Annotated in this window: 2 pseudogenes; both read right to left on the minus strand. The window is 66.8% G+C overall.

Going from position 1 to position 1063, the window contains the following annotated elements:
* Nucleotides 1-483 (minus strand): annotated as a pseudogene (locus ACFOES_RS21025) (hypothetical protein); the annotation flags it as partial.
* Nucleotides 484-574: 91 nt separating this feature from the next.
* Nucleotides 575-1063, minus strand: a pseudogene (locus ACFOES_RS21030) (hypothetical protein); the annotation flags it as partial.

The raw sequence follows: 1063 nt of genomic DNA on the forward strand, positions 1-1063 counted from the left end.
GAGATGCCGGGCATAGCGGTCGTAATCGATCCAGTGGAATACATCCGCCTCCCAGCGCGCCATGAACTCGTCAAAGCTCAGATGCGAGAAGTCGGAATCCCACTGGCCCTTGACGTTCTGCAGGTACCAGCTTTCCAGCCACAGGTCCTGGCGGCGCAGGGCATAGATGACCTTGACGTCGAAATGCTCGCGCAGCGGGGCGAGGAGCGACAGATCCGGCCGCTTGCAGACCGCTTCGTCCGACAGGATCACCGTGTGGATCTCGGCGGGCTTGTTCTCGGCCCGCCGCTTGATGTCGGCGGCCAGCTCGACCGGGTCCAGCTTGCCGGCGAACAGGCGCTGGAAAAGGCTGAAATGCTTGTTGACGCCGAAGGGGTAGAGCACACCCTGGCGCAGCAGAACCTCGAAATTCGAGCGCAGGGTCTTCTGGATCGCCGTGGTCGCGGTGCGGTGGGCCCCGATGTGAAGAACGAGCTTGCGCATCAATGGTTTGGTCCTGACTACTTGTCTCCAATCGGGCGAACGCTATCGGCTGCCCCCGGCTTTGGCAAGGCGCCCGCCGCGCGGGCGGGGCTCAGCGATTGCCTTCGATCAGCGCGGTGACGAAGGGCACCATGAACCGCTGCACCAGCTCCTCGCTCGACGCCGGCAGGCGCATGTCGGCGACCGGCGCGTCGGCATCGGGCAGCGGATCGAGGAACAGCGCCTCGCGCCCGAAGCGGCGTTCGGCCAGTGCCCGGTTGCCCGCGGCGTAACGGTCGAGCACCGCGGCCCGGCGCGCGGGCGTCAGCAGCAGCGAGGGATGCTTCTCGCCGCGCATCTCGCGGTCGATCCGGGCGCAGGCGCCGACCAGCGCGCCGCGGTATTCCGGCGTCGCGCTGTCCAGCGGCAACTGGCGCATGAACTCGGTCACCAGCGGGTTCAGGCTGTTGTTCGTCTCCTTCACCGCGACCAGCGTCTCGGGATCGGCGATCCCCGCCTGGCGGCAGAACTTGATCACCGGCCCCTCGGGCATGGCCGACCGCTCGAACACGTGCAGCAGCACGTTGTCTTCGCCGAACAC

The organism is Acidimangrovimonas pyrenivorans (genome assembly GCF_042643245.1).
Taxonomy (GTDB): Bacteria; Pseudomonadota; Alphaproteobacteria; order Rhodobacterales; family Rhodobacteraceae; genus Acidimangrovimonas; species Acidimangrovimonas pyrenivorans.